The organism is Palleronia abyssalis, from assembly GCF_900302445.1.
Lineage (GTDB): Bacteria > Pseudomonadota > Alphaproteobacteria > Rhodobacterales > Rhodobacteraceae > Palleronia > Palleronia abyssalis.
Map to the genome: position 1 here is coordinate 146,775 of NZ_ONZF01000009.1, position 21,300 is coordinate 168,074.

Annotated in this window: 17 protein-coding genes; 7 read left to right on the forward strand and 10 right to left on the reverse strand. The window is 59.0% G+C overall.

Annotation, left to right across the window (positions count from 1 at the left end; genetic code table 11):
- Positions 1 to 10: 10 nt before the first annotated feature.
- Positions 11 to 1,243, reverse strand: coding sequence for a glycosyltransferase family 2 protein (locus PAA8504_RS16600; protein WP_108895321.1), 1,233 nt, complete (start codon positions 1,241 to 1,243; stop codon positions 11 to 13).
- A gap of 230 nt (positions 1,244 to 1,473) precedes the next feature.
- Here PAA8504_RS16600 and PAA8504_RS16605 point away from each other — a divergent pair, with 230 nt between their 5' ends.
- The 5 genes from PAA8504_RS16605 to PAA8504_RS16625 all read left to right on the forward strand — a co-directional run bounded on the left by PAA8504_RS16605 (position 1,474) and on the right by PAA8504_RS16625 (position 8,633).
- Positions 1,474 to 2,238: a family 16 glycosylhydrolase gene (locus PAA8504_RS16605; protein ID WP_181375843.1), complete on the forward strand. Its 765-nt coding sequence runs from the start codon at positions 1,474 to 1,476 to the stop codon at positions 2,236 to 2,238.
- On the forward strand, positions 2,235 to 3,512 hold the full coding sequence (locus PAA8504_RS16610; RefSeq protein WP_108895323.1) for an O-antigen ligase family protein: 1,278 nt from the start codon (positions 2,235 to 2,237) through the stop codon (positions 3,510 to 3,512). Before PAA8504_RS16605 ends, PAA8504_RS16610 begins: the two co-directional genes overlap by 4 nt.
- A 13-nt stretch (positions 3,513 to 3,525) precedes the next feature.
- On the forward strand, positions 3,526 to 4,695 hold the full coding sequence (locus tag PAA8504_RS16615) for a glycosyltransferase family protein (protein ID WP_181375844.1): 1,170 nt from the start codon (positions 3,526 to 3,528) through the stop codon (positions 4,693 to 4,695).
- Positions 4,692 to 5,660 carry a glycosyltransferase family 2 protein gene (locus tag PAA8504_RS16620; RefSeq protein WP_108895325.1) on the forward strand — a complete coding sequence of 323 codons (969 nt, stop codon included), beginning with the start codon at positions 4,692 to 4,694 and terminating at the stop codon, positions 5,658 to 5,660. The genes PAA8504_RS16615 and PAA8504_RS16620 overlap by 4 nt, the downstream gene beginning before the upstream one ends.
- Before the next feature lie 579 nt (positions 5,661 to 6,239).
- Positions 6,240 to 8,633 (forward strand): Wzz/FepE/Etk N-terminal domain-containing protein, encoded by a 2,394-nt coding sequence (locus PAA8504_RS16625; RefSeq protein WP_146190518.1) that lies wholly within the window; start codon positions 6,240 to 6,242, stop codon positions 8,631 to 8,633.
- Between the two features lie 385 nt (positions 8,634 to 9,018).
- Here the strand turns inward: PAA8504_RS16625 and PAA8504_RS16635 are convergent, their stop codons facing one another.
- The 6 genes from PAA8504_RS16635 to PAA8504_RS16660 all read right to left on the reverse strand — a co-directional run bounded on the left by PAA8504_RS16635 (position 9,019) and on the right by PAA8504_RS16660 (position 14,628).
- Complete coding sequence (locus tag PAA8504_RS16635; RefSeq protein WP_108895328.1) at positions 9,019 to 10,884, reverse strand: ABC transporter ATP-binding protein; 1,866 nt, start codon at positions 10,882 to 10,884, stop codon at positions 9,019 to 9,021.
- Positions 10,881 to 11,840 (reverse strand): phosphoenolpyruvate carboxykinase (ATP), encoded by a 960-nt coding sequence (locus tag PAA8504_RS16640; RefSeq protein ID WP_146190519.1) that lies wholly within the window; start codon positions 11,838 to 11,840, stop codon positions 10,881 to 10,883. Before PAA8504_RS16640 ends, PAA8504_RS16635 begins: the two co-directional genes overlap by 4 nt.
- The gene (locus PAA8504_RS16645; RefSeq protein WP_108895330.1) at positions 11,837 to 13,702 is read right to left on the reverse strand and encodes an asparagine synthase-related protein; all 1,866 of its coding nucleotides are present in this window, start codon (positions 13,700 to 13,702) and stop codon (positions 11,837 to 11,839) included. Before PAA8504_RS16645 ends, PAA8504_RS16640 begins: the two co-directional genes overlap by 4 nt.
- The gene (locus PAA8504_RS16650) at positions 13,699 to 14,127 is read right to left on the reverse strand and encodes a lasso peptide biosynthesis B2 protein (RefSeq protein WP_108895331.1); all 429 of its coding nucleotides are present in this window, start codon (positions 14,125 to 14,127) and stop codon (positions 13,699 to 13,701) included. The genes PAA8504_RS16645 and PAA8504_RS16650 overlap by 4 nt, the downstream gene beginning before the upstream one ends.
- Positions 14,124 to 14,393 carry a PqqD family protein gene (locus PAA8504_RS16655; protein ID WP_108895332.1) on the reverse strand — a complete coding sequence of 90 codons (270 nt, stop codon included), beginning with the start codon at positions 14,391 to 14,393 and terminating at the stop codon, positions 14,124 to 14,126. Before PAA8504_RS16655 ends, PAA8504_RS16650 begins: the two co-directional genes overlap by 4 nt.
- Before the next feature lie 97 nt (positions 14,394 to 14,490).
- Positions 14,491 to 14,628 (reverse strand): putative RiPP precursor, encoded by a 138-nt coding sequence (locus PAA8504_RS16660; protein WP_108895333.1) that lies wholly within the window; start codon positions 14,626 to 14,628, stop codon positions 14,491 to 14,493.
- Between the two features lie 184 nt (positions 14,629 to 14,812).
- On the opposite strand from PAA8504_RS16660, the gene PAA8504_RS16665 reads away from it, so the two are divergent.
- Both PAA8504_RS16665 and PAA8504_RS16670 read left to right on the forward strand, forming a co-directional pair.
- Positions 14,813 to 15,937 (forward strand): nucleotidyltransferase family protein, encoded by a 1,125-nt coding sequence (locus PAA8504_RS16665; protein ID WP_108895334.1) that lies wholly within the window; start codon positions 14,813 to 14,815, stop codon positions 15,935 to 15,937.
- A complete protein-coding gene (locus PAA8504_RS16670) occupies positions 15,934 to 16,926 on the forward strand; it encodes a glycosyltransferase family 2 protein (protein ID WP_181375846.1) in 993 nt (330 codons plus the stop codon). Before PAA8504_RS16665 ends, PAA8504_RS16670 begins: the two co-directional genes overlap by 4 nt.
- Positions 16,927 to 16,965: 39 nt before the next feature.
- Here the strand turns inward: PAA8504_RS16670 and PAA8504_RS16675 are convergent, their stop codons facing one another.
- From PAA8504_RS16675 to PAA8504_RS16685, 3 genes are all read right to left on the reverse strand, one after another.
- Positions 16,966 to 18,129: a polysaccharide biosynthesis/export family protein gene (locus tag PAA8504_RS16675; RefSeq protein ID WP_146190520.1), complete on the reverse strand. Its 1,164-nt coding sequence runs from the start codon at positions 18,127 to 18,129 to the stop codon at positions 16,966 to 16,968.
- Positions 18,130 to 18,147: 18 nt separating this feature from the next.
- Positions 18,148 to 18,861 (reverse strand): sugar transferase, encoded by a 714-nt coding sequence (locus tag PAA8504_RS16680; RefSeq protein ID WP_108895336.1) that lies wholly within the window; start codon positions 18,859 to 18,861, stop codon positions 18,148 to 18,150.
- 969 nt (positions 18,862 to 19,830) lie between these two features.
- Positions 19,831 to 21,066 carry a glycosyltransferase family 2 protein gene (locus tag PAA8504_RS16685; RefSeq protein ID WP_181375847.1) on the reverse strand — a complete coding sequence of 412 codons (1,236 nt, stop codon included), beginning with the start codon at positions 21,064 to 21,066 and terminating at the stop codon, positions 19,831 to 19,833.
- Positions 21,067 to 21,300: the final 234 nt, after the last annotated feature.

Sequence of the window (21,300 nt, forward strand, 5' to 3'; positions counted from 1 at the left end):
GGCAGTCATATTATCTATGCTGCGGGATGAGTTCCGCACCCGCCGGGAGGGGGAGGTCTTGTGTCCCGATCTCTTCTGCCGCCAGTTCAACACGGGCCTCGCTCCAGGATGGAACCAGCCACAACCACCATAGCCCGGCGAGCCCCTGCGCCGTGACCGTCAGTCTGTGAGCTGCAGCCAAATCGGATAGTTTGGCCGCAACCGAAGCCGGTGGGGAAGCCCACTCCAGACCGGGAGAGGGAGGCTGCTCGAGCCGCACATCCTCACAGGGTCCGCCCGTGGCCGCCCGGATACGGATTTCCAGAGGTGATCTTGCCGCCGGACGACGGCGCCGTAGCCGTTCTGAGAGCGATGTGAACAGATCGATGACGGATCGCGGTCGCCTCAGGAGCCGGCGGATCGCATCGACTTTCCGGCGCGCCTTCAGGCTTTCTACCAGACCTTGATACTCAAGCGCCCCGCTCAGGGCGCCGATACGTCTTCGAAGGGCGTCTGCCAAGTCAGCCGCAACGGTCTGTTGAGCAACCATGCGTTCCTGGGCCGCGAGCATGCGGCCCAACGCCCTGGTCGACAATCGATAGGAAAGCGATGCTGAATGCCGTCTGTAAAGATACATCGGCTCCGGGAGCAAAAGGCAGTCACCCCTTTGCAGCATAAGGCGCGTGTAGAAATCGAAATCTTCGGCAATTTCCAAGGTTTCATCGTACCTCAATCCATTCAACGCATCACGAGCGATCAGCATCTTGAGATACCCGAAGGGCGGCTGGTTCTGCGCGGGGTCTTCGGAGGCGATGAGATCCGCTGCCCCGATACGATGGGGTGATTTCAGACCGAGGGACTGCAGAAGCGTACGACCGGCCCCGTCGGGAAACTCCGAGAAAAACAACATGTCGTCCGCGACCATGGAAACGCCAGCCTGGCGTGCGGCGACAAGCAGGCGGCGCAACCGGTCGGGGTGGATCAGATCATCGCTGTCCATGATGGCAATCCAGTCGCCCGATGCCTGATCGAGAGCCCGGTTGCGCGCGGCCGATACCCCGACATTGGTTTCGTTCTCGAGGAGAACGACCCTTTCATCACGGGCAGTCCAGGCTCGTATCACCGCCACGGACCCGTCCGGAGAGGCGTCGTCCGTGATGAGTAGCTCGAGGTCGGCATGCGTTTGGCGCATGACAGACGCGATCGCGGCCTCGATGTAGGCTTCGCCCTGGTAGTTTGCCATGATCACCGAGACCTTCGTCATGTCCAACCCCAGTCAGCAACAAGTTCCATACAACGCGCATAAGGAGTGCCCGATCTGGGGATGGCAACGATGTTTTCCACGGTCAGCACTTGCTGAAATCAAGATCTCGGGGTCTCGGGCGATCTGCAGAGCTGTCATTTTACTTCAGCCGTCATACCTACGAAGGTAAATTACGCCACGGATGGAAGCCGTTCCCCATGTCACTTCAACCTTTCACGACAATTGCGCGTATGGCTCTACTCGCGGGCATCCTCGTCACGCCGCTTTCGCCTTCGGTCGCGCAGGATACGTCGCGCGTGACCACCTCCCCAATCCTCGACGAGTTCGAGCGGTTCGACCGGAAGCGGTGGTACGTCTCCGAGGGTTGGAGCAACGGGGACCACCAGAATTGCACCTGGTCGGGCGACGCATTGGCAAAGTCGCAAGACAGAGGCGTGGAACTCAAGTTCCTGTCGGCCGACGTGACCGGTGGCGACCCGCTCTGCGCCGAGATCCAGACCCGCGCATGGTTTCGCTACGGCACTTTCGAGGTTCGCATGCGCACCGATCTCGCATCGGGTCTCAATGCGGCCTTCTTCCTCTACGCCGGTCCAGTCCATAACCAGCCACATGACGAAATCGATTTCGAACTCCTGACCAAATCTCCCAACCTCCTGTGGCTCAATCACTGGGTGGACGGGGATGACAGGGGGGAAGGCGAAACCATTACCTTCGAAGGCGATCCCGAAGGGTTTCATGACTATGCCTTGATCTGGGAGCCAGACCGGGTGAGATGGTTCGTGGACGGGGAGCTCGTCCGAGACGTAACCGATCCAATTCCGTCCCGCCGCATGAAAGTCTATTTTAGCCACTGGGGAAGTGGGACGCTTTCGGAATGGATGGGAAAATACGAAAAGCCCGGTACGCCCGTCGTGATGGAAATCACGCGTTTCGCCTACACGCCCCCTGGCATGGACTGTAGTTTCCCCGATTCAATCACCTGCGACCTGCCGTGACGGGCCAGTCCTATACCCTGACGATCTCCCCCAGCGCCGTTCTTCTGGGCGCCGGCTTGATGGCTCTGCATTTTACGGTCCTGTTCGGTTCCATGGCAGCGGTCCTGTTCCTGCTGACATGCTTGAGCCTGGTATTCTCCCGGCCCGGAGCCGTCCTGCCAGAGGTGCGAGCATCTCTCTTTCTATGGGCGCTGGTCGCTTGGTGCTGCCTGTCTTTCCTGTGGTCGATGACGCCGCCGGCGTCCTTGCGATACGGGATCCAGCTCGGTCTGACCTTTGCAATAGCGATTGCAGCGGCTTACCGTCTGTCGATGACATCCCTCCTCCGGGTCGTCGTCGTAACGGGTCTGCTGGTGGGGCTGGCCTGTCTGGCGTTGGAGCGCTCGAGTGCCGGCGGAGCCTCCGTGGGCATATTCGGCTCGAAGAATGCGCTGGCCCAGTTCTCCACCCTCAACATTCTCGTGGGCCTGGCCATAATCCTCGATCACCGGTTCGATCCGCCGTGGCGCTTTTTGGGAACGCTCGCACTGGCCATGGGTCTGTTGCTTCTAGTGAGAGCCGAGTCGGTGGGGGCCTTGATTGCAACCGCCATGGCCTGTTTCAGTGTGCTCGTCATTGCAAGGCTCCATCGCTTTCCACCGATCTACCGGATCGTCATGGGGGTCTTCACCGGGCTCCTCGTCATGCTGACGATCGTGATCATCCTCGGTAATTTCGAGGCTTTTTCCCGGTTCATTCTCGATCTCACGGGCAAGGACGTGACATTGACGGGGCGGACGGTCTTGTGGGAGATCGCATTTGCCGAAATCGCCCAGTATCCGTTATTGGGACAAGGATACCAGGGATTCTGGGTCCCCGGGAACCCGATTGCGGAAGATATCTGGCGTGAATTCGGGATCGCATCGAAACAGGGCTTCCATTTCCACCATACGCTTATCTCGAACGCGGTGGAAATAGGTCTGGTAGGTGTCGCACTCCAGGCTATCCTGTTCTATTATGCCTTTTTCGTAATATTACGGTGGGCGATTGTCAGCCCAAGCGCAGAGACACTTTTCTTCGCCGGGTTCATGGTTCGGCAGTTCATCCTCATGAACAGCGAGGTGGTCTTCTTTTCCCAGTTCAACGTGGTGACGATCCTGACCGTCATGGCTGTAGTATATGCGCAGCGACATTCCCGGGAGATCGGCACGCAAACAGCCCTGTTGCCGGGAAATCGTCCGGCCCTGCCTGAAAAAGCGCGACGAGGCACTTATACCCGGGCTCCCGCATTCTGATGGACGATCTTTCTTGAAAATACTCTATCTCGCCCATGATCTCGACGATGCTGCGATCTGGCGCCGCGTCACGATGCTGGAAGCTGGGGGGGCTGACGTGGCTGTCGCAGGTTTCCGCAGGGCAACGGGCGCTCTTCCACGCGACGCGTTGGTACTTGGGCGGACACGAAATGGACAGATGGTCGCCCGCGCCCTGTCTGTTGCGCGTCTGCTTCCGTTGATCAGAGGGAAACTGCGCGCCCAGGAATTGGATTGCGTGGATCTCGTGGTGGCCCGGAACCTGGAGATGTTGCTCGTCGGACGCGCAGCAGTTCGAGGCCCCTCCCCCCGCCCTGCCCTTGCCTACGAACTTCTCGACATTCATCGCATGATGTTGGGACCGGGACGGGTGGCAAGAAGCTTGCGCGCCCTCGAAGCAAGGTTGTTAGGCAGCTGTGCAGCGCTTCTGATCTCGTCACCCGGGTTCTTGAAGAACTACCTTGCACCGTACGGGCAGCCATCGCCTCAGTTGATGATCCTCGAAAACAAGGTCGTCACGCTGACGGGCGTACCTTCACGGCCCGCCCGCCTTCTTCCAAAGGAGCCTGGACGCATAACCATTGGGTGGTTCGGCATTCTTCGATGTCGCTGGTCGCTTGAAACACTTGACGCCATGACCCGGGCCACCCCGGGACGGTACCGCATTGTGCTGCGCGGCAAGCCCGCCCTCGACGTCCTTCCGGATTTTCACGACCGGGTCTCCCAAAACCCCGATCTCGAGTTCCACGGCCCTTATTGCTGGCCGGACGATCTTCCTGAAATCTACGGAAGTTGCGATCTTGCCTGGCTGATCGACAGGTTCGATGCCGGTAGCAATTCCGACTGGCTGTTGCCGAACCGGCTTTACGAAGGCGGGTTGTTCAACGCCGTTCCGATTGCACTCGCGCAAGTCGAGGTGGGACGAAAACTTGCGGCGCTCAACTGCGGTATTCTCGTTCCCAATCCCGGCCAAGACGCTGTTATCGACCGCCTCGGGGCTCTGGATGCGGAAAGCATCCTAGCAGAACGCAGCAAGATGGCGGCCTTGCCAGCTGCGCTATGGTGTGCCGGAAAAGAGGATTGCACTTCCTTGGTCGAGGCATTCCGAACGATTTCAAGACGCCCAAAGCCTTCCCCCGCCGCAACCGGACGAGGGTATATATGAGCGTGCTAATTGCCATTCCGACCCTCGACGAGGAACGGGATATCGGGGCGGTTATCGAGACGTTGGTCCCGTTTGCCGAACGCTGCAGCGCCCTTGTCGTGGTCGCGGATGGCGGCTCCTCCGATGGGACATGTGCCATTGTGCGGACGCTTGCGGCAAGACATTCTTGGCTTGCATTGATCGACAATCCAGGGCGCTTTCAAAGTGCCGCAGTCAACAGAGTGGTAGAACAGTTCGGTGACAGCCGGACTTGGTTGATCCGCATGGATGCCCATTCGAACTATCCTCCGGACTTCTGCGACATTCTTCTCGCCGAAGCGGATGCAACGGGGGCGGACAGCGTCGTGGTGCGGATGAACGCAGTCGGTCACACCCCCATGCAAAGGCTGGTGGCCGCCGCACAGAATTCCCGGTTCGGGAACGGCGGTTCGGCGCACCGCAACCGAGGTCATGGCGCGTGGGTCGACCATGGACATCACGCCCTCATCCGCATCACGGCATTTCAGGAGGTTGGTGGATATGACCCCTCCTTTACCCACAATGAGGATGCCGAACTCGATCACCGTCTGATACGCGCTGGATGCAAAATCTGGCTCACGGCACGTAGTTCGATCGACTACTACCCTCGGGCCTCCATCCCGGCATTGGTACGGCAATACTTCAAGTTCGGCCATGGCCGGGCCCGGAACCTCTCCAAACACGAAATGAAGCCGGCAACACGTCAAAAAATAGTGGCTGCCTTGGCCCCGGCCGTTCTTTGCAGCTTCCTGGCGCCTATCCACTGGATTTTTGCACTTCCAGCAGCATTGTGGGGGATGGGGTGCGTCGCGGCAGGGATCATGATTGCTCTTGACACCCGTGACCCGCGCAATTTTTGGTCAGGGCCGATTGCAGGCCTCATGCATCTGGCATGGTCGCTCGGGTTTTGGGTGCAACGGCTGTCACCTTCGGCGAAAGCAGTCTAACAGGAAGCCGAGATCGGCGCAGCCTAAATCGCGCAGTGACAATATCTTCTACCACGAGTTCCCAAGGGCCGGACGCCCTCACCAAAACGATTTGCCGTCGAGATCAACAGAAGGTGGGCCTGCTACTGACATGCGCAGAACGCCAAATACCAAAAACATCCGCATTCCGCGGCGCGCTCTTTCGGAACCCGCCTTGATCGGTGAGCGGTCCTTGGCGCAACCTGGCTCCGGCACGGGTGCCGATGAAGCATTTTTTGGCCCCCCAAAGTACGGCCGAAGGGGCCGCGCGGGAACTCATGGCCGCAGCGCAGCACGGCGCATGATGTTGAGGGGGGCGAAGAGACGCTCTGGAAGTCGTCGGACCAACCCGCTAGGGGAGCCGCGCCCGGGCCGAAATGCATTGCGATGCCCGGTGTGCCGCGTCTCGGCGTCGAACGCTCTTGGCGCCCTGTTCTTCGTATTATTGAATAGTATGACCTTGATCCGGATTTCCCTGCATACCGAAATTTCCTCGGCTTCTTGCATGAGCCGGGCTCGCTATACCGAAAATGCAACTTCCAGGGAGGTGAGTTCGGCGACGTGAAGAAACTCGGCTTTCATTTCAGCGACGGTCCTTCCGAGTTGAGGGAAACACGCAACATGCAGACGGCAACTGTCGATCTTTCCAGGCTGCTCGCCGCTCTCAGGAGGCGGAAGTTCGCGATCGTGCTCGCCTTGGTGGCATGGGTCATTCTCGGACTTGTCTACGTGGTTACCACGCCAAAATATTATGACGCTTCCGCAATGGTCTTGCTCGACCGCAATATCGACCGTGCCATTCAGCAAGTCTCCCCCTTCGCGGATCTGGCAACGGGCGATGCCGCAATGGAAAGTGCCCGGCTCGTCATTACTTCGGACCCGGTCGCAAGGCGCGTGGCAGAGCGTCTCGAACTATATGACGATCCCGCGTTCATCGCCCCGCCATCCTCCCTGCTGGGAAAAGTCATTTCTTACGTGCGCGGGACCGTAAGGCGGCCCATCGAGCTGATGACGGAGTACTTCTCCGCGGTGGATGACCCGGATGCCGGGCTTTCCCAAACACCCTCCGAAGATCAGGTCCAGACCCAGGAGCAAGCCCGCATCACCATGATCACAACGGTTCTGCAGCAGAATGTGAATGTGTACCGCGTCGGTCAAAGCTCCGCCTTCGGCATATCCTATCGGTCTCACGACCCTGTCCTTGCCGCAAACATCGTGAATGCGTTTGCCTCTGTCTACGTGTCCGATGTCCTGGACGCCAACTTCGATGCCACGGAGCGTATGACCGAGTGGATGCAGGGTCGCTTAACGGAGCTGGAAACGGACGCCCGGGAGGCCGCTCGTGCGGCAGAAGAGTTCCGGGCGGAGAATGGACTGGTGACGAACCGGAATGCCTCCATTTCCCAGGATGCGGTGGCGACAATCAATTCTGAGCTCTCGACAGCGATTTCCGAGGCCGCCCGCGCCCGCGCAAGGGTCAGTGCCATGCAGGCTGTTGTCGACCGCGGGCAGGATGTCTTGCTCAGCGGGGCTCCGTCCGGCCTGCCTTCGACCGAAGATGAAGAATTCGAAACACGCCGTATTGCCTTGGCCAACGCGATCGCTTCCTTTGAACGAATTCGCACTCGCTTTGGTGAAGACAGCCCGCAATTTGCCCCCAGTGAACGCCTCGTGGAACAGGCGGCCGACCGGCTTTATGCCTCCATACAACGCCTTCTTGAACAAGCCCGCGGGGAGGAAGCCCTCGCAGAAGCGCGCGTTTCCGCTCTTCGAGAGAGCCTGCAGGATGCCGTAAGCGAGGATGTCGATCTCGGTCCGGCGCAGGTTCAACTTCGAACACTCGAGGATCGGGCCGAAACTCTCTCGACCCTGTATCAGACCTTCCTGGCCCAGTTTCAGGAGGTCGATCAGCAAGGAAGCTTTCCGATTTCCAACGTACGCCTCCTGAGGGAGGCGCAAATTCCTCGATCCGCTTCCGGACCAAGTACAAGCAAAACCCTTGTTCTCTGTCTCGTCCTAGGCGCGATGACCGGCCTGGCCATAACGACAATAGCCGAGTGGCGCGACCGTTTCCTGCGAACTTCCGATCAGGTGAATGCCGAACTCGGTGTCCCGTTCCTGGGATATCTGCCCCGGGTCAATCTGCCCAATCTACCCAAGACTGACCAGAGCACCTCGTCCAAGAATACCACCGTCTCGTTTGCCGTCGGAAACTTGTCGCCGATCTATGCGCCATTCCATATGAGATCGCAGTATGCGGAAGCTCTGCGAACGATCCGCCTCTCGAGCCAGCTTAGCCTGACGTCGGGGCAATCTTGTGTCTTGGGAATCACCTCCGCGCAGCCAGAAGAGGGTAAAACACTGACCTCCCTCAATCTGGCAGCTGTTATTGCCGAAACGGGATCGTCAGTCATTCTGATTGATGCCGACCCCCACCGTACCGGACTCACAAAACTTGCAAGACTTGCCACAGGCATGGGACTACGCAGCCCGAAAGGGCTACTCGATGTGCTCACCCGAAATATTAGATGGGATGAAGTTTGCCGCGATATCGACAGAACGCGCGTCGATTTCATCCCCTGTGTGGTGCCTGATGAATTCTCGCATGCCAGCGAAATACTGGGCAGCGCCGCATTCAAGGCGCTTCTCGATGACCTACGCCACGAATACGACTATATTCTTCTAGACCTAGCACCCATGGGGCCAGTTACTGATGTACGGGGCATCCTTGGCGAACTTGACCAACTCGTCATGATCGCCGAATGGGGCAAGACAAGTAAGAATCTCGTAAGCGGCCTGATACGCTCAACCCCAGGGCTCGAAGAAAAGCTTCTGGGCATTGCCCTGAACAAGGTCGATCTCAGACGGCTTAGCGCATATGCCAGCGAAACCGACAGCGCGAGATATATGGCCGACTACGACTCCTATCTCAGTGGCACCAATCCAACAGCTTGACAACAATTCTCCCAAGAACGTCACGATTCAACTTTAGGTTGATTGAGCTTTTGCTCAAGGTGTCAATTGGCTATAGAAGAGTGGGGGAAGCGGAAGTCATGCGTTTAGGAAACTATCTTCGGATCCTGGGGCTCGTTCTGATTGGACAGGCCGTTTTCATGGCCGGAGCGGGGTTCAGTCTTACCATGATACTGGTATGGTGTCTGGTGACATTGGTTATGTCCCAGATTGTCTACCTGGGTTTCATCGTGGGCATGGCGGTGTCGGAGAAGCGCAGAAGGCGTACCCTTCAAGCCGACCGTCGTTCCGATGAAATCGGATTGGACCACCATAGGGAAATGGATACCTGAGGTCGCCGGCATGCGTGATATCCGCTTGATCGCCGTCAATCTGGAACCGTCGTATTCTCTTTCACCATCATATCGAAAAATGCCCCGCTGCGCCTGGTCAGGAGTTCCTCTCCCCCGCCGAATTCGACAACGCGTCCATGATCCAGAGCGTAAATCTCATCGGCGAAAGAGATCATGGATGGTCGGTGTGCGATGATGAGAACCGTCACTCCTGACGCCGCGAACCGGCAGACAGTCTGCGAAATACGTTCCTGGGTCCGCCAATCGAGCGCGCTGGTCGCCTCATCCAGGACAAGAAAGTCCGGAGACCTGAGGAACGCCCGGGCGAGTGCAATTCTCTGGCGTTGCCCGCCGGAGAGCTGAACGCCCCGATCTCCGATCAGTGTATCAAGTCCGTGGGGCAGAGCAGACACGAAATCGACAGCGTCTGCCTGCTCAAGCGCGTTCCATAGACTGCGATCATCCGAACCGAAGTTTGTCATGGCGATCAGATTGTCGCGCACCGAGCCACCGGTCAGGAAACTATCCTGCGACACGTAAGCGATGCGCGCACGCCATCCATTGATCTCCTCCGGCAACAGCTTGCGCCCGTCAAACAGGAGATCACCTTGGCTTGGCCGGATCAGCCCCGTCACCAGATCTGCGATAGTACTTTTCCCCGAGCCGGAAGGTCCGATCAACGCGGTAATCCGACGGGCCCTGATCTGCATAGTGATGTCGTTCAACGCCGGCGTCTTAGAGCCTTCGTAGCCGTAGCTCACCCCGCGGAGCTTGATACCGTCCTTGAGGGGAGGGACATTCACTCCATTCCGGATCGAATCATCCCTGTCGGCTGTTAGGGATTGTTCCAGATTGTATATATAGCGCCATGCGGGAAGATCGATGAGAAGCTGTTGAACCTGGCCTTGCAGCCCAAGGAAGCGAGGGGCGATCCGTAAACCGATCACCAGAAGAACCGCGACCCGGGCAAAATCCAGTTCAAGCCATATAAAGGAGGCATATATGAAAAATGCCGCTCCACCAGCCACCATCAGCTGGAAGATTCCCGATCCCATCGCCTCGTAGCGGACATACGTCCGCGCATCGGCCTTGTTTCGCACGAGGAGATCGGAAAACGTGAAATAATAGGCGTCCTCACTATTGGTTGCCCGAGCGCCTTTGAGGCCGCCGACAAAATCCGAGACTGTCCGGAATTGGCTGCTGCGGCTTTCCTGCAGGAGTTGGCCGAACAACGCAGCTCGCTTGCGGAACGGGCGCATGAAAACTGCAGCCAATATGCCGAACAATAACATACCTGCCGTCATTTGCGGTGAGGCCGCAAATCCCAACCCGACGTAAATACCGATCATCACCAAACTTTGTATGATGGAAAGAAGGCAGAATCCGCATAGCGAAATGCGCTCGATTTCTCCGGTCAATGCATGTTCGACCCGAGAAAGCGGCATTCTGGTGATGCGGTCCCACCGGGTGGAGCCAAGAGCCTTGAACAAGGACAGACGCCGCCGGTTCGAGAAATCGTAAAGAAGGTCGCTCAGAAAAACGGATTTGAAGCGGTTGAAAAGCGTTTGCATCACGACCAGACCAACAAAACAGATCAGGATCCCTGGTAGGGTCATCGTGAAATCCGGAAAGGAAAGACCTCCTACGTCCACTCCCAAGTTCACCTCGGCCGCGTCTTCAGGGGACTGTACCAGTCGCTGCAAGAGGGGAAGAAGCGCAAGAATGGAAATGCCTTCTGTCAAACCTCCAAGAACGAGGAACCCCAGGGCCAACCAGAACTTTCTGGACCCGGACGCGCGCAATTCGCGCAGGATCTGCAGAAGATCGGTTTTGAAGTGGACAGATCGGCTGGAGTTCGCATCCACATGCGAAGGTCCGGCCTGATCGGGACTGCCACTCATTCGCAGCCCCCGAGATCATCGAAGAGATCCCCGCGAAGCACATTCAGCAGATCCTGCAAGTGCTCCATGCCATCCGGCACAACGAGACGCCGAAGGGAGGTCGCGGTCGTCAGGCTGACCGCAGATCGAAAATGGCGGGCGGCCGCAGGGCCTTTCAACAATTTCTCACCAAAACGGGCGGCATAGGCAAATTTCAGAAGTTCAGGAAGCGCGCGATCGACATCAACCGGTTCGATCCGGGGGATCGTGATAGGCCCGCGTTCCAAGACGTAGAGCCGGCGCACCGGAACGGCCGCCGATAACAGGGTATCGGAAACCATGACCCGGGCCTTGTCGATCGCCGGATGGGGTTGGGGGCGCACCACCCAATCATCGCGCGTTGCCCGCGGCGGAAGATTGTGAGGAGAAAGCTTGAGTTGCGCAAATCCGGGTTGAGTGACAGCCGTGACCGGATCGATCGCCACCAGGTCGTCGGCAACGATTCGCGCCCCCTGATCCAGGAGCGCGGCGCCTGTGGTCGACTTTCCCACACCCTTATCTGCGAGAAAGGCGACCGCCACCCCGTCGATTTCTACCGCACTTGCGTGAAGCACAAAAAAGCCGCGGCGCCGAAGAACTTCCGACAGGACCGGACCCAAAAGGGGAAAGGCAGCCATGTCGTCAGACACCCCGTCCGCAACCTCGATGCGGATCGAATGCCCCTGGGCATCGACATGAAACCCGCCCACGGTGCCCCACCAGAAAAACGACCCTTCTTCCGTGAATTCCGACCAGACCGGCAGTGCCCGGATTTCCGGCGGCAGACAGAGAAGATCACGCCGAATATCAAGGACAGCCCCGGCCACTCTCGATCCGTGGCAGGCCGCCAACTCCGGTAGAGCCATTTCGGAGATCACGTCAAAGCCATAGCAGTGATAGCGAAATTCAGACCCGCCACCGTTTGACGGATCGATCATTCCAGACATGCTTCTACCTTGGTTGTTTTCGTTTTCTCGCGGCGTTCCAGCCACCGGTCCAGCCAGTAGACCCGAGAGAGTTTCATCAACGCCTCGGGCCGTTCCGCAGCACCATCCAGAAACCTTATGGTACGCGCCAGTCCATCCGGGTCGACATAGCCTTCCAGACGCTCCGGAAACCCCTTGCGGTACGCCTTGAAATGACCGCCCGGGTCTGCCGCGTAGCTCCGCTCCAACTCGGCCATGAAGTCGGTCTTGTCGCGGCGACATCGGACGACTTCCGGCAGAATGCCTCGCATGGCGTTTCTCAAAAGTGCGCGCGGAACCCCATCTGCAATCTTATCCGCATCGGAGCTCCCCAGGCAAATCTCGACGACCCGTCGGTCGTAGAATGGAAAATGCAACTGCACCCCGGCCCGGGAAGCGCTCCGGTCAAGTATTTCGAACCCGTCGGATGTCGCCGGATTGACCATGACCGACGCATGCCGACGCGCTTGCGCGGGAAGGCCTGCATGGCATCGGGCCAGCGCGGCATTTACCCGTTCCACGAGAGCGCTGCGGTCCGCCAGCCCGCGATCAACGAGATCGCGCCAGGCGGATGTATCAGACGGTTTCTTTCCCAAACGCAAAAGCGATCGGATCGGCCATGGCGCGTGCTGGCTTGCCAGCAAAAGCAGCGTATGGCGGCCCTCCGAGACATGCGAGAAGCGGTCATGATTTTGCAGCAATCGCCACAAGGCACCCCACCTGTGCAGACGTGCCAGCGTTTCGAAATGCCAGGTTCCCGCACCGACGACTTCGTCACCCCCATGCCCGTCAATCAGGCCGCGCATCCCCTGCCGCGCCGCATGTTCAAGACCTTGACGCAAAGTTGCAAGGTTCGGCGCCATGACCGGAAAACCTTGTTCTTCGAAAAGCATGTCCGCCGCTGCGAAGCCCTCTCCCAACCGAGGGTAAATATCTACCCCGGATATGTTGCCGGTTGATCGGACCGCCGAGATGAAAGGCCCCTCATCGAGTTCCGGCAAGGCTTCGTAGCGCAGCGAGTAGGCTGTGATGCGCCGTTTCGTCGTGCGAGCGGCAAGGCAGGTCAATGCGCTTGAATCCAGTCCACCGCTGAGAAGCGTGCCGGTCTTGTCGGTCATTCGCTCTGCCACGGCGGCTTCCAGAGCGCCGGCGAGGGCATCAGGAGCCTCTTTTGCAGGGAGCACCCGCGGCGCGAGCTGCCACCATTGGCGCACTGAATACATGTCTTTGCGCGCGATCAGGACATGCCCGGGGGCCAGTCGCTCGACGCCCGAGAAAGGAGTTCTCGTCTCGGAGAAGTTCTGCCCGCCAAGAAACTGAGCGACCCAGATTTCGTCAATTGCCGCGTTCGGACCGGTCAGGGCCGCCGGTTCGCTGGAAATTCGAAGGCCATGCGGATCCCTCGAGAACGCCAAGGGCCGAATGCCGAACCGATCCCGGACCGCATAGAGTGTTTGACTTGCCGGAACCCAAAGAGCGAAGGCAAACTCGCCTTCCAGCCGGCTTACAGCATCCTCGCCCCAACGATCGAAAGCATCGAGAAGCGCGACCGAGTCTCCCTGGTAGCGGTTTCTGGTCTCCTCGGCGAGCGCCGGGCCGTTGGTAAGCGCCAAATCCCCTGTCAGAACAGGGCCGCCCTCACGAAGCTGCAAGGATGCCGTCGCGGGAGAGGCAGGTTCCGGGCCACCAAACCGCAGAAGGCCGACCCGGTCATCCTGCCAGCATTCGGGCTCCCTCGCCCCGCGATGCCGTAGCCTGTTTCGCAAGATCGGCAGTGATCGTGATACCCTTCCCGAATTTGCCCCCCAATCGACAACGGCGGCGATTCCGCTCATCTCACCTCTGCCACGGCTTTGAATGGGCGATGCCGGATGTATTCGTCCCTGGGCCCTCCCAGAACGATGACATCCCCATGCATGAGCCAGGCATGAGGCCTGAAACCGGAGCCTTTCTCGACGGGAAGGGTCAATCGGATCTCGGTCACATGGCCCCTGCGGCCAAGTAGCCATGACCCGGCAAAAGCCTGAGTAAGACACGTTGCTCCCGGAACAAGACGGCTTGCGGCCGAGACGGACCAGGAAACCTCTCGCAGATCACGGACCTCACACCCGGGCACTGGAGAGTTCGAGGCGGCATACCTTGCTATGCGCGTTTCAAGAAGACCGGTTTTGCGAAGACTCAAAGCAGTCCGTACGAAAACCAGGACCCAGAAAGCAACGAAGACAAGTTTCACCTTGTTCGGAAATTGACGGAGACTCATTCCCCACCGATCGGTTCAACCAGCTTTCTCTGCGCCATATCGTCAAGCAGGCGCTCCGTATCAGATCGGCAGGTAGACGGCGACACGTCGTACTCGCCCACGATTCTCGAGACGATTTCGTCGGTGTCGCATCCCTCGGCAAGGGCCGTCCAGATCACGGCGCTCACAGGATTGAGCGTATAATAAGAGTTTGAGGCTATATCGAGTATGGCGATGCCATCGCCATACTCGCACGCGACACAATCAGGTGCGGGGCGATAGCGCATGACAGGCAAACCTCTTGGGACACTGCTTGGTTGTCAACAAAAGACGGACCTGAACGGATGGTTGCGTCCAGATCCGTCAGATCAGAAGCATGCCTGCTCAGGAGAAGGTAAGTTCTGACACCAGAGTCCCGGCGCCGAACGCGGCGTCAATTCGGGTTCCGCTCGACTGGCCATGCGTCAGCGCTTCCAGTTTGCCTTCGAACTTGAGTTGTGGTGCAGTATACGTCTTCATCATTCGTTATCCTAAAACTTTGATTACCGAGTAAATGTCATGTTAGATCTGATCCTGACCATGTCAACGAGCTCCACGGGCCAAACCGCCTCACACTGGGCGCAAGGAAGCCGAAATATGAATAATTCATGGATATAGACAACCAAGGGTTGAATCCCCCCTCAGCTCTTTCGCCCATTTCTAATCCATGACTTTCGCACCATTTCAATACGCCAAGGTCGCCGGCGAATCTTGCGACGGTGAAGTTGCGTATACCCTTTTCGCGACCCGCTCCCCGACCGGAAAACCGCAGGCCCCACCCTCGCCCGGATCGATCGATCCGGAACGGCTTTTTGAGCTTGCGAGGCTGAACAAGGTGATCCCCATTCTACCAACTCATCCGCAGGATCTGCCGGAAGGTTGCGGCGAACTCGCTTCCCGAATTGCCCTGGTCCGGTTGCGCACCCTTGCGCTCAATCGGCGCGGCTTGCTGGAGGGCATGCGGGTGTCGGGTCTACTGCGCGATGCCGGTATAGAGCATTGTCATCTCAAAGGCCCCCCCCAACAGATAGCGCTGTACGGAACCTACGCCCGCAAACCCTCGGCCGATATCGACATCCTAGTGCGCCCCAAGGACAGGAAGGACGCAATCACCCTGCTTCGGAAGGCCGGTTTCGAAAAAACTGAGCGTAACCTTTCGTTCTGGTGGACCCATTTTCTGGAAGAGATCCACCTGACCCGTCCCGACCACGAAGCCGTCCTCGATCTTCATCATGGTCTCGGGCAGGCAGGTCTTCCTCGCCCCCTGACACCCGATCGCTTCATCGACCGGCGGGTGGAGATCGAAGCCGAAGGGACAATCGTCGAAACCCCCTGTGCAGTCGATTGCTGCCTCCTGGGGGCCATAACAATCGCCAAAGCCTTTCGAGCGCATGAACCGATGCTTGCAGCGGTCCTGGATTTACGGGCCGCGCTACATGCGTTGGACCCATGTCAACTCCGGGCACTTCCCGATACGGCCAGGAAGGCTGGCCTCGAGAAGACACTTGCTTTGAGCTTGCGTATTCTCGACGCTGTGCATGCAGGCAGCTTGCCAAGGCCGATTGCGCCGCCCCGAACGCCGTTTTCCGGTCTGGGCGTGGAAGATCTACGTCGCATGGCCATAACGCCCTGGGTGCCTGGGCTGCCGTGGCCGCGGCAGCGTATCATCCTGTTCGAGCTCTGTGGCGAGGATTATCTCGGCTTCGGCCGGGAAAGTCTGCGCTTGATCCTGTCCAATTTGTTCCGCAGCATTTTGACCATGGCCCCGGCAAGAAAACGGAAGACCCGATGACAGGCGTCTTACCGGCCAAGCGCATCTGCGTGATCATTCCCGCCTATAATGCAGAGGCCACGATCACGGATGCCGTCAAATCCGCCTTGGCTCAACCGCTCGTAAGCGAAGTCGTCGTGATCGATGACGCCTCGAACGATGCAACCGGCAAAACCGCCCGCAAGGCAGGTCAGGAAGACGAACGCCTCAAAATCCTGCGCCCGGAAGAAAACATCGGTCCAGCAGCGGGCCGCAACCTGGCCATCGCCAACAGTTCCGCACCATTCATCGCTATTCTCGACGCTGATGACTACTACCTCCCCGATCGCTTTGCGTTTCTACCCGATCAGGGCGCATGGGACATTGCTGCGGACAACGTCCTGTTTGTCCCCGAAGCCCGGGAATGCCCCGTGGCACCGGGCGATATCGACAGAGGGAATGTCAGGGCCCTGGAAATGTTGACGCTCGAAGAGTTCATCCGCGGCAATATTCCCCACCCGAAAGCCACGCGCTCTGAACTGGGCTTCCTGAAGCCGGTCATTTCCCGCGCCTTCCTCCAGACCCACGGCCTTTCCTACGACGAAACTCTTCGGCTCGGTGAGGATTGCGACCTGTATATCCGCATGCTGCTGCATGGCGCAAATTTCGGGGTGAGTTCGCGTGTCGGATACGTGGCGCGCGTACGCCCGGACAGCCTGTCGGGCCGGCACCGCGGAAAGGATCTCGAAGCTCTCCTCACAGCGTCTCTTCGCTATCCTCACCAGGACCTTGACCCTGAGACGCGCAGTATCCTGAACGACTATCTGGCCCATCTGCGGCGGCGACATTGGCTGCACGCATTCCTCGAGATCAAGCAAGAGCGCGGCATGAAGGAAGCGCTCCACTTCGCGACCCGTTCCCTTCCCGCTTTTTCCGCCATCAGCCGAGGTGTCGTGCGGGACAAAATCCATGCTGCCTGGCCGGGATCAAAAGACATTCCGCCGGCAAGATACCTTCTTTCTCCGAAGTAATTGGATGCGAAGGCTCGCGGCCCGATTTTCAGGACAGCTTCATCCGGAAATTTCGACCGGCTTCAGACGTATTTCGACAATATCTCCGGGAACAAGAATCGTATCCAACCCCTGAAGCATGTCCTCTCGCCCACGGCGGATCGTGACTTGCAGAGCCTCTTCGGGATCTTCGACCGCTGTCAGCATGGCGGCGATGCGCCGCTGGAGCTCGCGCTCGGAGCGTGTGTCTTCCAATTGTGATGTGGTGGTCTGCAACTCGCTCAAACGCCGGGCGGTACGACCCTGAACAATCTCAAGACGCTCGGCCTCGGCGCGGGCAATATCCTGTTGGGCCTGCAAAATGGCGCTGCCGGCGTCGAAATCCTGCGATTGCAGCGAGGTCACCTGCTGCTGGCTGCTCAAAAGCCGCGCGTTGTTTGCCAAACCTCGTTCGGACAGACCTCGGGTCGCCTCCAGCTGTTCACGTGCCGTCGCAAGTTGGTCATTGATGAGCACGAGCTTTTCCCGAAGCGTCTCGATCTCGTTCTCCAGCAACCTGAGGCTGCCCTCGATCAGCGACAGCCGTCTTTCGGTCTCCTCCCGGTTCATCTCGAACAGCCGACGCTCCCTCTCCCGCAAGACGCCATTGGCCGCCGGATCAAGCAATGGCGGGAAGTCAATGGCGTCCAACCTGTCGACTTCGGCCCCGAGACGCGCCGCCCGCGTTGCAAGCTCGTCTTCCCGCCGGCGAAGATCCTCGAGCCGGTTCTCCGCTTCAAGCCGGGCGCGCAAAGGGTCAGTGCTCTCGATGCCGGTCAGGGGAATGCCACCCGCTCGCGCCAATGCCTTGCGCGCAGTCATGCCATCCCGGTACTCCATCGGCCCCCCATCACGGACCAGCCCCGATACGAAAACAGGCGGGCGTTCGGTGATCGTGACCGTGACAGCCGGCTCATCCATCAACCCCAGGCGGTCCAGAAGCCTGTTTGCAATACTGCCCCCCAAATCTGCAGGACGGGTTTCGGCGGCTTTGAGCGTTCCGAGAAAGGGCACAACGATCGCTCCATCGGCATCAACTGTGTATATGCTCGTCCACCCCGACCAAGCGACCATTTCTCCTTCGATCGCGTCCCATTCCATCACCCGTATTTCGAGCGTGTCATCCGGCGCGATCGTCTCGGCCAGAACGGGCAAGACACCGGCCAGAAGGCCGGCGACTATCATCCAGAAGAGCTTCACGAACTACCGTGCCCCGCGTGCCTTGAGCACGGCGGGCAAGGTACGGACGAGAATCCAAAAATCCAGAACCAGGGTCCAGTTGCTGATGTAATACCGGTCCAGCTTGACCCGATCGCGGTACGACGTGTCGGATCTGCCGGAGACCTGCCAGGCGCCTGTTACACCCGGGCGGGCCTTGAGGTAGTAACCTGTCGAGCGCGCATAGTTGTCCAACTCGTCCTTGACGACCGGGCGGGGTCCCACGAGACTCATTTCACCGTTTATGACGTTGATGATCTGCGGGATTTCATCGAGGGACAGCTTTCGAAGCACCACCCCGATCACCGTGACGCGGGGATCCTGGGGCAATTTTCGCTCCGCCATCCAGATCGCCAGATCGTGGGGATGGGCAGCGAAATGTTTCCTGAGCAATTCGTCGCCGTTCGTGACCATCGTCCGAAATTTCCAGCACTTGAAGGTACGCCCCTCGAAGCCGACCCTCTTGTGACCAAAGAAGATCGGCCCCGGATCGGTGAGCTTGACCAGCAAGCACAAGCCCACGAACAACGGCAGGAACAACGGGATGAGCACCAGACAAATGGCAAGATCGAGGCTTCGCTTGGCCACACCGCCGACAGGTTGCCTTGAACGCGCCCTGATCGAGTCATCGGGATAATTGTCGCCCCGGAGGCCAGAGTTTGGATCAGCCTCGTATTCTTCGAGCTCTATCAAAGACATAATATTCATCCATTCACAATCATTACAGACCCGACTAACACCGCGCAGGCTGTGGTCATCGCTCACTGATGCCGGTGTATTCACGATACAGCATCACCTTCTCGCTGTAGCCTTCGGGCCGCATGTAGACGCTGCGATGCGGCGGTCGAGTCCTTCTGCCCTAAAATTGCCACGATCGGGTGTTTTCCCAATACGGGATCGAGATAAATCGCGCTCTGCCGAATGATCAGGCACTCCGGGCCACGTACTGCTCGAAAGTACGGTTAACTTCACGTTGATCTGGAGTTTCAGATAGATCGGCGATTTCTTGCCTGCCTATTAGAGCTGAAAAAACAATACGTTTCCGCCCAATTTCAACTCAAAGGTGTATTATATTTTAAATATACCGCTCAGGGTTGCAAGATGTGCGCCCTCCAGCCTTCCGAGTCCTTTTTTTTGCGTGGGCCATCCTTGACGCTGGGCGCATTAGCGCACTCGAAATTCTTTCGCCACGCCCTCGAAAGGTTGCGCCACTCCTCTGCCCCGCCCCCCGGGGAGGGGCCGTCCAGGTGCGAGGCCGAAGGACCGGGCGGGCTTGAAGGAATGGCGTGACCTGCCAGCGCGCCCGTCCCTGCCCCACCGGCCGTCCGCATCTCCCCCTTTGCCGCATCCCCCGGTGTCCCACAGGCGCTGTCGGCACTCACCAGACTGCGGAGATGACCCGGGTGTCGCGCCCGCCGATCGCAGCATCGGGCAGGATATGGGCGGGGCGCGTGATCAGTCCAAGGACCACGCCCCCGCGACACCAGCCAGGCCCCGGGATAGCACAGCGCCCGCACCATCGTCGTAGCCGTCCGCGCTCCCTGATCGGCAGGGCCCTGAATCCGCTGCCCGGGCCAGTCCTTGCGATCTACACGGGCTTCGTATGCCGGGTTCTCGACTGCGCGACCCCACCAAAGTCAGCATCCCGCCCCAAGGAACGCTTAAAAATCAGTGGGACAGCACCCGCTTCGTATTCCGATCGAGGATCTCGCGCAGCGCCATCAGGTTTGCTCGCCACGGCATCAATGTCTTCCATGTCGCCAGCGCTTTGCTTGCACGCCGCCTGTCCCCTTCACGACGCGCAATCTTCAGCTCGTGCAAGAGCGGCCGCGATAGCGTCACCAGAATTTCGGAGGTATGCGCGCTGCGTTCAGCGATCCGGCGCAGCTCGCGCGGAATGCCGGGATCGTCATAAACTTCCTCTATCCCGTAGCGACAGCCGAGCATCTTGGACAAGATCCGGCGTTCTTCCGACATGAGCGATATGTCGGGCTGTAGCTCGACGCCGTCGCGAAATGCTTCCATAGCAACCGGCCACAGCTTCTTGCGCGCGGCAATAACGCCTTTCTGGAACAGCGCACGGCGCCGTTCTTGGCGATCGAGAACGGGCGCCACCTGGCCCGGCGCTCTGCTTTCTCGGGTATACGCGCTCAGCGGCAAATCCCGCAGCAAAGGGCCGATCAGCAACTTGTCATGCGCAATCCACCGGGCATTGCGGTCGGCCTCTTCGTAGCGCAAGGCGCTTGGACCACGGCTGCCGCGATGTTGGCGTTGACGCAGTACAATACGATCGACGAACGCCGTCCGACCTTGCATCGCCACGCCGAGATGGAGGTAATAATCCACCGAGGCGAGGATGTCGCGGCGGAACGGGCGCATCGCCTCGAGCGCAGTACGTCGGACGAGCACGCAGGGATGACCGGTAATGAAGCAATCTTCCATCAGGATCGCGAGAAACGGTCGGTCGTCCGGCAGAGGATACGACACCGGGATATCTGCCTGCCGATCAGTCTGGCCATCCTCGAACCGTGACATGCGCCCATAGCTCATCACCCGACCGGGATCCGCAGCCAGTGGCTCTACAAGGAGTTCCATGGCGAGAGGATCCGCAAGGTCGTCATCGTCCATGATCCAGACGAAATCGCCTCGCACGTGATCGAGACCGCGGGCGATGGCAGCCAGCTTACCCCTGTTTTCCTGGTGCAGATAGGTGACCCGGTCGCCGAATTTGGCAACGACGTCGGCAGTTTCATCGCGCGATCCGTCGTCGACGACCACGATCTCGCGCAGTTCCTGCGTCTGGTCCAGAACCGACTGGAGAGCCGCCCCGATATACCCGGCGCGTTCGTAGGTGGCGAGGATGACCGATATTCCAGCATGGGGCAGCGGTTCGTCTTTGGACAATTTCGGATCCAACCTATCGCAGACAAACCTACACTCAGGGGCCGATCCCACTGCCGCGGGTGCGCGTCTAGCGAATGGATCGGAGCGTGAGATCAAGTTAGCAAGCGGCCTGCCGGGATCAAGGGCGGCGCAGCGGGGGTGAGGGCGGGGCTTGCCATGCGCGAACAATGCGGGTGCAGAAGCATTTGCTTCTTGTTGCCGGCCTTCGAGACCGATCCGGCGTCTGCGACTGCA

Coding starts and splice junctions, on each gene's coding strand:
- PAA8504_RS16645 (WP_108895330.1), bottom strand. CDS start 13,702: ATGAGCGGAATCGCCGCCGTTGTCGATTGGGGGGCAAATTCGGGAAGG.
- PAA8504_RS16675 (WP_146190520.1), bottom strand. CDS start 18,129: ATGATAGTCGCCGGCCTTCTGGCCGGTGTCTTGCCCGTTCTGGCCGAG.
- PAA8504_RS16660 (WP_108895333.1), bottom strand. CDS start 14,628: ATGATGAAGACGTATACTGCACCACAACTCAAGTTCGAAGGCAAACTG.
- PAA8504_RS16680 (WP_108895336.1), bottom strand. CDS start 18,861: ATGTCTTTGATAGAGCTCGAAGAATACGAGGCTGATCCAAACTCTGGC.
- PAA8504_RS16605 (WP_181375843.1), top strand. CDS start 1,474: ATGGCTCTACTCGCGGGCATCCTCGTCACGCCGCTTTCGCCTTCGGTC.
- PAA8504_RS16620 (WP_108895325.1), top strand. CDS start 4,692: ATGAGCGTGCTAATTGCCATTCCGACCCTCGACGAGGAACGGGATATC.
- PAA8504_RS16600 (WP_108895321.1), bottom strand. CDS start 1,243: ATGACGAAGGTCTCGGTGATCATGGCAAACTACCAGGGCGAAGCCTAC.
- PAA8504_RS16635 (WP_108895328.1), bottom strand. CDS start 10,884: ATGAGTGGCAGTCCCGATCAGGCCGGACCTTCGCATGTGGATGCGAAC.
- PAA8504_RS16665 (WP_108895334.1), top strand. CDS start 14,813: ATGACTTTCGCACCATTTCAATACGCCAAGGTCGCCGGCGAATCTTGC.
- PAA8504_RS16655 (WP_108895332.1), bottom strand. CDS start 14,393: ATGCGCTATCGCCCCGCACCTGATTGTGTCGCGTGCGAGTATGGCGAT.
- PAA8504_RS16670 (WP_181375846.1), top strand. CDS start 15,934: ATGACAGGCGTCTTACCGGCCAAGCGCATCTGCGTGATCATTCCCGCC.
- PAA8504_RS16640 (WP_146190519.1), bottom strand. CDS start 11,840: ATGATCGATCCGTCAAACGGTGGCGGGTCTGAATTTCGCTATCACTGC.
- PAA8504_RS16650 (WP_108895331.1), bottom strand. CDS start 14,127: ATGAGTCTCCGTCAATTTCCGAACAAGGTGAAACTTGTCTTCGTTGCT.